The organism is Lacicoccus qingdaonensis, assembly GCF_900101075.1.
In the GTDB taxonomy this organism is placed as follows: domain Bacteria; phylum Bacillota; class Bacilli; order Staphylococcales; family Salinicoccaceae; genus Lacicoccus; species Lacicoccus qingdaonensis.
The window spans coordinates 1-9,692 of sequence record NZ_FNFY01000046.1 but is presented as its reverse complement, the minus strand read 5'-3'; the positions used below and the strand labels follow the sequence as shown (position 1 = coordinate 9,692).

Here is a 9,692-nt window from a genome sequence, read left to right as displayed (position 1 = left end):
ATTGATGAGATCGGCTACTTGCCCATTCAGAGACATGAAGCCGACTTGATTTTTCAATTACTGAACATGCGGTATGAAACCCATTCAACCATTTTCACCACCAATATCTCACTTTCTGGATGGGGTGAATTATTCAGGAGTCCGGAAACAGCTGCAGCGATTCTGGATCGAATGGTACACCATGTAAAGATTTATAAAATCAAAGGTAAATCATACCGAATGAAACAAACTTAGACAACATTCATCCACAAATTGCATTGCCGAAAACCGACATTTCTAAATTGCCATAAACCTACATTTTTAAATTGCCGTTGACAGTAACCAAGATGATGTAAAACTTACAAAATAATTATACTAAAAAACTTTAATTATAGAGGAGAAATTTATAAATGAAAGAAATTATTAAGACGGAGAACGCGCCAACACCAGGAGGGCATTTTTCACAAGGAATTAAAATTAATAACAGAATCTATGTTGCTGGCCAAACTCCTGTGGACCCAAAAACAGGGGAAATTCCCAAAACAGTAGAAGAGCAGACAAGACTATCGTTAACAAACATTAAAAATGTTTTAGAAGCAGGAGGCGCCAAATTAGAAGATGTTGTTAAGGTTAATGCATATTTAACCAATGTAGACGACTTCAAGGAATACGACAAAGTTTATCAGGAATTTTTCGTTGATAACTTACCGGTAAGAACGACTATTGGTTGTGATTTAAAAGGTATACCTTTAGAAATTGATGCAATTGCAGAATTATAATATATAAATTTTCAGAGGTGAGAGGGTTGAAACTAGAAAATAGAGTAGCTGTTATAACAGGCGCAGGACCGGGCGGGGGTATCGGTTATACTATAGCACTGGCATTTCTTCAAGAAGGAGCCAAAGTGTCATTAAACTACTTAGCTAGAAATGATGAAGAAAAAGAAACATTTGAAAAGGAAATGAATCAGTACGCAGATAAGGTAATTATAACGGAAGGAGATATTTCTCAAGAAGAAGTTTCAGAGAAGTTAATTTCTAATACCGTAAAAAAATATGGGAAGATTGATATTTTAATTAATAGCGCTGGGATTTCTACTCCATCTTTACTTCAAGATATGAAAGTATCTAACTGGGATCGAATGATGGATGTGAATTTAAAAAGCGTTTTTCTGACTACAAAATCAGTTATCCCTTTTATGGTTTCTCAAGAATTTGGAAGAATAATAAACATTTCTTCGCAAGTAGGACAAAAAGGAAGCGTTGAACATAGCCATTATGCGGCAGCAAAAGCTGGGGTTATAGCTTTTACTAAATCTGTTGCCAGAGAAGTAGGGAGATATGGCGTTACTGCTAACTGTATTGCGCCCGGCCCCATTGAAACCTCACTAATGAATGAGGTAAGCGAAACATGGAAACAGGAGAAAATGAAAGAATTAGTAATCCCTCGTTTGGGGGAAGTCGAAGAGGTGGCGCCTACTGCAGTCTTTTTAGCTTCCAGTCCGGATGGTGATTTATACACAGGTCAAACATTAGGCCCAAATAGCGGCGATGTGATGCTATAAATTTGAATATTCAATTATGAAAGCGGTTTATTTCAAAGTTTTAATTTTAAACAAAGGGGAGAATGAAATGAGCAGTCGAAAAAAATTGATTGACGGTGTGAGTCCAGATCCATCTTTATATAATTCTGATCTGGCTCCAGTTGAAGGAAAGAATAAGAATTGGACATGGTGGAATTTTTCAGCTCTTTGGATGGGGATAGTAGCGAATATAGTAGCATGGGAAGTTGCTGCTAATTTAATAGCTGCAGGAATGAGTTTTTGGCAAGCCCTTGCGTGTGTATCTACTGCATATTTTATAGCTTTTATAGCTATTTTACTCAACAGTTTTTCAGGAGCGAAATATGGAGTCCCATTTCCCGTATTAATTAGAGCAAGTTTTGGGACAAAGGGATCGCAGGTACCTGTATTTTTGAGAGCTGGATTAGGTGTTTTCTGGTTTGGTGTCCATATGTACATAAGTAGTATGGCAGTAAACGTTATACTTAGTTCTACTTTTCAAGGATGGGCAAATTTAGGAGAAATTAATATTTTAGGGTTAGGTTTAAATGAATTTCTTGCTTTAGCGTTCAGCTTCATTATCCATGCCTATGTTATTAAAAATGGAATGGGTAGAATTAGGCGCTTTGAAGGATGGGCAGGCCCAGTAATAATGATAGTTTCTATCGGTCTGGTTATATGGGCTTTAAATTCTACTGGAGGAATGGGAAATATCACTTCGACTCCTTCGACTCTTTCAGGAACTGAATTTTGGTCAACATTCTTTATAGGCATGACTGCGCTTCTTGGTACAGTAGCGACATTGATGTTAAATATAGCTGATATCACAAAACATTCTAGAACTCAAAAAGATCATATAATTGGTCAGGGTATTGGGATGCCGATCATGTTTATTCTTTTCTCAATAATGGCTCTCATTACTACTTTTGGAACTATGAGTGTATATGGCGAACCGATTACAAATCCAATATATATACTAGCTGAATTTGATAACCCTATTATAGTTATTGTGGGTGCAGCCGCTATATTTATTGCTACGTTGTCGACGAACATAGCAACAAATGCTATTGCCGTAGGATATGATTTAACCAATTTATTGCCTAAGAAACTAAATTTTCAAAAGTCAGGATTTATCGCTTTAATAATAGGTGTTATTTCAGCTCCTTGGTTGTGGTATGAAGAAGGCGGAGCTATGGATGTAGTCCTTGGAGCTATCGGATCTACTATGGCACCGGTTCTAGGTATTATGTTAGTGGACTTTTTTATAATACGTCGATTTGAGTATAATTTAAGCAACTTATACAGACATGACGGCGTATATGGAGGATGGAATAAAGAAAGTTTTATAGCATTCGGACTAGGTATTTTTGCCGCTTTTATAGGTCTTTTTATACCTCAGTTAAGTTATTTATATGATTTTAACTGGTTCATAGGTGTAGGAGTGGCAGCGATTACTTATACAGTTATAATGTGGCCTAAGAGAGGGAAAATCGTTAAAAATGAAACAATCAGATCAGGAAACGTTTTAGAAAAAGAAGAAACTGTATAGTACAAATAAAATTACGGAGGTCATAAGTTTTGATTAGTAAAGATAGGCTACAAAAACGGATTGAATTACTCGCTCAGATAGGAAAAACTGAAATAGGTGGGGTCAGCAGAATAGCCTTGACCAAAGAATATAAAGAAGGCTTAGATTTAGTTACAAATTGGATGGAAGAAGCAGGAATGACTGTTCGACTGGATGAAGCAGGTAATTTAATTGGTAGAAAAGAAGGTACAAATCCTGAATTAAAAGCAATTGCTTTAGGATCTCATATTGATTCTGTTGATAATGGAGGAAAATATGACGGTGTCATAGGTGTTCTTGGAGGAATTGAAGTCGTACAACACTTAAAAGAAGAAAGTATTACAAATAAAAGATCATTAGAAGTGATAGCTTTTTGCGAAGAAGAAGGGTCCAGATTCCAATCCGGTGGAGTCTTTGGTAGTAGAGCCATGGTAGGGAATTTGTTGAAAAAAGATCTTGAAGTAACTGATGATAAAGGTAATTCAAGATATGAAGTGCTGAAAGATTTTGGATTAGATCCAGACAACATATCAAATGCGATTAGAAATAAAGAAGAGTTTGATTTGTATCTTGAGATGCATATCGAACAAGGTCCTATCTTAATACGGGAAGACATCCCTGTAGGGATAGTAACAGGTATTACTGGTTTATCTTTAACTGAAGTGACTTTCCATGGCGAAGCAAATCATGTTGGAGGGACACCAATGGATTTAAGATACGATGCTTTACTTGGAGCCAGTGAAACAGCTTTGGCAGTAGAAGAAATTGTTAATGAGTATGGAGGTAATGCTGTGGGAACAGCAGCTACAATGGAAGTTATTCCTAGCCAAGTTAATATCATCCCGGGAAGAGTTTCAACAGTTATTGATATTCGTGATACGGATTATGAGAGAAGAGAAGCTATTCTCAAAAAGTTGGAAGCAAAAGTAAAAGAAATCTCAACGAGGAGAAATTTAGGTTATCAATTAAAAAGCAAGTTAAAGGCAAATCCTGCGCTCTCTGCACAGCATATTTTGGATACTATGAAAAAGAAGAGCAAAGAATTAGGTATCTCTACTTTTGAAATGCCTAGCGGTGGAGGTCATGATGCACAACTAATGGCAGAAATCACCGATATGGCAATGGTATTTGTTAGATCTGAAAATGGGAGCCATAATCCAGATGAATACGCCAAACCAGAAGATATAAAATCGGGAACTGATTTGTTAATGGAAACAGCTTTATACTATGTTAATCGATAAGCAGTAGGAGGAATAAAAATGGCTACAATTATTCAGAATGGGACTTTGGTTACGACTTCTGAAATTTTCAAAGCTGATTTAAAGGTAGACAACGGTAAAATATCCATGATCTCTGATAAGATTCATGATGATAAAAACGACACTGTCATAGACGCTACAAACAAGTACATTTTACCTGGATTAATCGATGCCCATGCCCACTTAGCTATTGAAGGAACTTTAGACGATTTTGAAAGCGGTACTAAAGCTGCTGCTTCTGGTGGGATAACTACATTAATCAATTTTACAGACCCTGAAAAGTCCCAGTCATTCGTAGAAGATTTATATGATTGGAAGAATAAAGCAAAATCTTCATTAATAGATTATGGCTTTCATTCGATTATTAATAAATGCAATAAAGATGTATTGAAACAAATTCCTAAATTAGTAGACGAAGGGGTAACATCGATTAAGTTATTCACAGCATACAAAGAAAACATGGTTAATGATGAAGAACTATATTTACTAATGAAAGAAGCAAAAAAAGCAGGGGTAGTAGTGAATGTACATTGTGAAAATGGTAAGATAATCGACCAACTTATTGAAGAAGCCTTAGAAAATGAAGATACAGACCCAATTTATCATGCATATACTAGACCACCTGCCGCGGAAGCAGAAGCTACTTCAAGAGTTTTAAGAATAGCTGAAATTACAGGAGCACCTACTTATATAGTCCATATCTCTTGTGAAGAGGCCTTAAAAGAGTTTACAAGAGCAAAGGAGAGGGGGGTGACTGCTTTCGGAGAAACTTGTCCTCAGTATCTGGTATTAAATGAAAGTTATTTAAAAATGAAGAAAGAAGAAGCAGTCAAGTATATTTGTTCCCCTCCACTAAGAAAAGAAAAGGATCAAGAGGTATTATGGGAAGGAATTGAAAAAGGAACAATTTCGACAATTGGTTCTGATCATGCCTCTCATCCTTATATAGGTGGCAAAGAAAAAGGAATTGATAATTTCACTAAAGCTCCAAATGGGCTACCGGGCATCGAGAATACTCTACTACTACTTTATAATTTCGGTGTTATTAAAGGGAACATCACTTTATCTCAACTTGTCAAAGTGACTAGTGAAAATCCTGCTAAAATTTTTGGTTTACACCCCAAAAAAGGAAGTCTTAGTATTGGAAGCGATGGAGATTTAGTAATATTTGACCCAAATGCATCAAATATTATTACGAAAGAAACCCAAAAACAGAGAACAGAATATAATGTTTATGAAAGCATGGAAGTACAGGGAAAAATTGACCATGTATTATCCAGAGGGGAAGTAATTGTCGAAAATGGAGAAGTAATAGATAACCCAGGCCGAGGAGAATATATTTATAGAAAAAAATTTAAATTTTTGAAAAACGCTGAGCAGGAGCCTGAGAAAAATGAACTTCTTAGTAATCGGTAGTAGTGGATTAATTGGAAGTCATTTAGTGGACTATTTAATTCAAAAGGATCATTTTGTAATAGGTTATGATATAAATAAAAATCAAAAAATAGATCCTAAGTTTACGTTCATACAAGGAAATGTCGATGATTACTCTTTATTGGAAACAACTATTAAAAAATATAAAGTTAATTGTGTTATACATGGAGGGGGCATCTCTCACCCTAAGCAATTTGTGGAAGCCCCAAATAAAATAATAAATGCTAATATTATCGGAACATCTAATGTTTTTGAAGCTTCAAAAATTGCCGGTGTAGAAAAAATTATTTATTTAAGCTCAGCAGCTGTTTACGGAAATAATAAACAAGTAAGAAAATTAAAAGAATCTCTCACACCCACTCCTAATTCTGTATATGGAGTGACAAAGGTAAGCGGTGAATATCTAGCCAATATATATTCGCAGGAACATGGAATGGATATTATTTCATTAAGAATACCCTTTGTATATGGTCCGGGACGCTTAATGCATGATCCAATTAAGTATATGTTAGAGCGTGCGATGAAAGGTGAGAATATTAAAGAAGACAAAGGTATGGACCAAAAACTGGAGTATATTTTTGTTAAAGACGTTGTAAGAGCAATATTTTTAGCTATAAATAATGACCATGCAAATGGTTTAATCTTAAATATAGGAACAGGTTATTTAACAAGTACCAAAAAAATTGTCTCTGTAATGAAAGATTTGTTTCCTGATATCTCATTTGATTTAGGCACTGGTAGTTTTGGGTATGACGAAATGCCTCCACTTGATCTTACCCAAGCAAAAGAAAAACTAAGTTTTGCCCCATACTTCTCTATTGATAACGGTATAAAAGAATATTATAACGCCTTAAATGATAAGAGTTTAAAATTACTATAATCTCCTCCGTGTGGGATAAAAAATAAGTAAGATGCCTTCTGTAATTTTTTAAAACTATAAACCGCATCACCTTACGATGCGGTTTATTTGTAGTAATTCTCAGCGTATCAATCTATAACACCAGTTTCTTAATATAAAAATATTCATTTCCGACTTTAAGCAGAACCGGCTGGATTATGCAAAATCAATAGATGCTGATGCGATCATACAACCTAAACAACTTGATGTGGCAGAGAGCATCTAACGTAGATGAAGATATAAAACTGCAGATACCTTCAAGAGATGAATATATTGCGAATAAAAAAATAAATTAAGAAATGTAGCAAAAATTGGCGCCAAAGTAGTCTGTTTCAACTTCATGCCCGTCTTTGAGCAAATAAGAACTGGCTTATATAAAGAGCTGGAATATGGCTCCATTACATTATTCCATGAAAAAGAAAAAGTGGACGACATGAATTTTAAGAATTGATCAAACAGACAACGAAACCCGGGTATTCCATGCCGGGCGGGGTACGCTGCTCCCTACCTAGGTGTTTGCCAAAGAGATGAGGAACCGCGGAGGCACGGTGATAAATATTTCATCCATGTCTGCACCTTCTCCAATGACGAAAGTGTCGGCATACAGTGCTGCCAAGGCAGGAATAGAATATCTGACCCCAGTGGCTGTCAGTCCACTTTGCCAAAGCAGGCATCAGAGTAAATACCATTGCGCCCGGTTTCTTCCTGACAACACAAAACTGTAATCTGTTATTGAACGAAGACGATTCATTGTCCGACAGAGCTGAAAAATATCAATCATGCACCACACCGCCGTTTTGGGGAGCCTGAAGATTTGCTGGGGATGCTCCTGTGGCTTGCTGAGGACCACACGGCGAAGATCTGTCACAGGAATCACAGTGCCTGTAGATGGCGGATTCATGGCAAATTCGAGCGCAGCATGATTTCAAATTCTGATCAAAAAGTTGGCCACAGGAATATCCTGAGGTCTGTTTTAAAAAGATACGAGTTCAAACAGCCATGATAGATGATACGAAGGAGGAAAAACAAATGAAAAAGTACGATATACTCAATAAAATTCATGAAAATTATCTGGTTGCTGTAGTCAGAGGCAAAAGCTATGAAGACACAATTAAAATGATAGAGGGCATCAAAGATGGAGGAATTAAAAATATAGAGATTACTTATACAACGCCGGGGGCAAGTGAACTGATTGAGCATTTTGCTTCACACAATGATATTTGTGTTGGTGCAGGAACGGTAATGTCTAGAGAAACGGCTGATGAAGCAATCCGTAGGGGTGCTCAGTATATAGTGAGTCCTCATCTGGATACGAATGTTGCAGTACTCTGTAATCTGCACCATATCCCCTATCTACCTGGCTGCGGCACGGCAACTGAAATTACAGAGGCGATGAAAGCCGGTGTTGATGTGATTAAAGTCTTCCCAGGTGGAATACTAGGGGCCTCATTCATCAAAGATATAAAAGGGCCTATCCCACATGCAAATTTGATGCCTTCAGGCGGAGTCAATAAGGAGAACATGGCGGAGTGGATCGAGAATGGCTCTTTTGCTGTCGGTATCGGCAGTGCACTGACCAGAGGTTATGATAGTACCAACCCAGAAGTAATCAGACAGAACACTGAGGCATTTGTGGCAGTTTATAAAAATGTTACGGAAGGGAACCAATTATGAAGTTCATCACATTCGGAGAAGTCCTGATGCGTCTGTCTACTGAGCCTTCCCGCACTTTTAAGACTACTGATCAATTCAATCTGAACATTGGCGGCAGTGAGATGAATGTTGCCCTGAGCCTGGCCGCCTCAGGTATCGATACTGCGATGATCACCGTTGTTCCTGATAATCCATTTGGAAATCGTATCGTCACTATTTTGAATAACAATAATGTAGATACAAGCAACATCCGTCTGGACGGCCCTCGGTTAGGGACTTACTTTCTGGAGCAGGGCTTCAACATACGCTCATCATCTGTGGTCTACGATAGAAAATACTCAAGCTTTGAACAAACAAAGGCTGGGGACTTCGACTTTAAAAAGATATTTGAGGATTATGACTGGTTCCACTTCAGTGGTATCAATCCCGCACTGAGTGGAGATATACAAGAAATTCTTTTTGAGGCCGTCAGGACAGCGAGTGAAATAGGGTTGAAAATAAGTTCAGACCTTAATTTCAGAGGAAGTCTCTGGACTTTCGAAGAAGCACGCAAAACCATGCCGCAGTATATAAAATATTGTGATGTTATTTTCGGCTACGAACCGTTGGAACTCATTGAAGACGGGAAAGACATCAAAGATGGTCTTGAGCGGAACCCGGACACTGAAACATTGCAGCCAATACTCAAGAAAATCCATGAAGTATATGATGTTTCCCATATCGCTTTTACCCAGCGGACTGTCATTCATTCGAATAAACATATTATCAAAGGGGTGTATTCGACTCCGAGTGGTCTGGTTGAAACTAACACATATAAAGTGGAAATCCTTGACCGTATAGGCACCGGTGATGCATTTACAGCAGGAATCCTCCATGGTCTGATAAATGAAACAGACCACGAGAAAACATTGCAGAAGGCATTGGGGAATATGCTGTACAAACATACAATCAGTGGTGATTCTATTATGGAAGATATATCTATAATGGACAAATTTCTTGATACAACACAGGAAGTCAAAAGGTAGTAGATTAGGATAATTGGGGCTGGGGTTGGGACAAAAGTCCCACCTAAAGTCGAATTCCCCGGGGTAGAATACAATTCTACCCCGGGGAATTTTTATGATATAAATATAAGACAAAAATAAGGTCTTCTTATACAATGTAAGTAACGACACCAACAAAGAAAGAAGGGACCTTATGTATAAAGATTATAACATGAACCAAATCACACTGCCAATCGATCTGGCAGTCGTCATTCCGGAAGATGATATCGCTCTGGCTGTGAATGCCCTGGTGGAAAGTATTCCCGATACTGAGTTTGCGCCATTTGAACATACCTTC

10 protein-coding genes and 1 pseudogene are annotated in these 9,692 nt (G+C 37.4%); all 11 read left to right on the top strand.

Annotated elements, in window-relative coordinates; translation table 11 throughout:
* Positions 1 to 234, top strand: a 234-nt coding sequence (locus BLR15_RS13405) for an ATP-binding protein (RefSeq protein ID WP_143004007.1), incomplete at its 5' end; no start/stop codon positions are given.
* 155 nt (positions 235 to 389) lie between these two features.
* Positions 390 to 758, top strand: coding sequence for a RidA family protein (locus BLR15_RS13400; protein ID WP_092988307.1), 369 nt, complete (start codon positions 390 to 392; stop codon positions 756 to 758).
* Positions 759 to 784: 26 nt separating this feature from the next.
* Positions 785 to 1,543, top strand: a complete 759-nt coding sequence (locus BLR15_RS13395; protein WP_092988305.1) for an SDR family NAD(P)-dependent oxidoreductase — start codon at positions 785 to 787, stop codon at positions 1,541 to 1,543.
* A 16-nt stretch (positions 1,544 to 1,559) separates the two neighbouring features.
* Positions 1,560 to 3,089, top strand: coding sequence for an NCS1 family nucleobase:cation symporter-1 (locus tag BLR15_RS13390; RefSeq protein ID WP_092988303.1), 1,530 nt, complete (start codon positions 1,560 to 1,562; stop codon positions 3,087 to 3,089).
* 29 nt (positions 3,090 to 3,118) lie between these two features.
* On the top strand, positions 3,119 to 4,348 hold the full coding sequence (locus BLR15_RS13385) for a M20 family metallo-hydrolase (protein WP_092988301.1): 1,230 nt from the start codon (positions 3,119 to 3,121) through the stop codon (positions 4,346 to 4,348).
* An 18-nt stretch (positions 4,349 to 4,366) separates the two neighbouring features.
* Positions 4,367 to 5,782 (top strand): dihydropyrimidinase, encoded by a 1,416-nt coding sequence (gene hydA / locus BLR15_RS13380; RefSeq protein WP_092988299.1) that lies wholly within the window; start codon positions 4,367 to 4,369, stop codon positions 5,780 to 5,782.
* Positions 5,760 to 6,680 carry an NAD-dependent epimerase/dehydratase family protein gene (locus BLR15_RS13375; protein ID WP_092988297.1) on the top strand — a complete coding sequence of 307 codons (921 nt, stop codon included), beginning with the start codon at positions 5,760 to 5,762 and terminating at the stop codon, positions 6,678 to 6,680. The genes hydA and BLR15_RS13375 overlap by 23 nt, the downstream gene beginning before the upstream one ends.
* Positions 6,681 to 7,038: 358 nt before the next feature.
* On the top strand, positions 7,039 to 7,149 hold the full coding sequence (locus BLR15_RS14345) for a mannonate dehydratase (RefSeq protein WP_245696817.1): 111 nt from the start codon (positions 7,039 to 7,041) through the stop codon (positions 7,147 to 7,149).
* A gap of 61 nt (positions 7,150 to 7,210) precedes the next feature.
* Positions 7,211 to 7,621: pseudogene (locus BLR15_RS13365) on the top strand (SDR family oxidoreductase); the annotation flags it as partial.
* A gap of 106 nt (positions 7,622 to 7,727) precedes the next feature.
* A complete protein-coding gene (locus BLR15_RS13360) occupies positions 7,728 to 8,372 on the top strand; it encodes a bifunctional 2-keto-4-hydroxyglutarate aldolase/2-keto-3-deoxy-6-phosphogluconate aldolase (protein ID WP_092988295.1) in 645 nt (214 codons plus the stop codon).
* Positions 8,369 to 9,376: a sugar kinase gene (locus tag BLR15_RS13355; RefSeq protein ID WP_092988293.1), complete on the top strand. Its 1,008-nt coding sequence runs from the start codon at positions 8,369 to 8,371 to the stop codon at positions 9,374 to 9,376. Before BLR15_RS13360 ends, BLR15_RS13355 begins: the two co-directional genes overlap by 4 nt.
* The last annotated feature ends 316 nt before the right edge of the window (positions 9,377 to 9,692 follow it).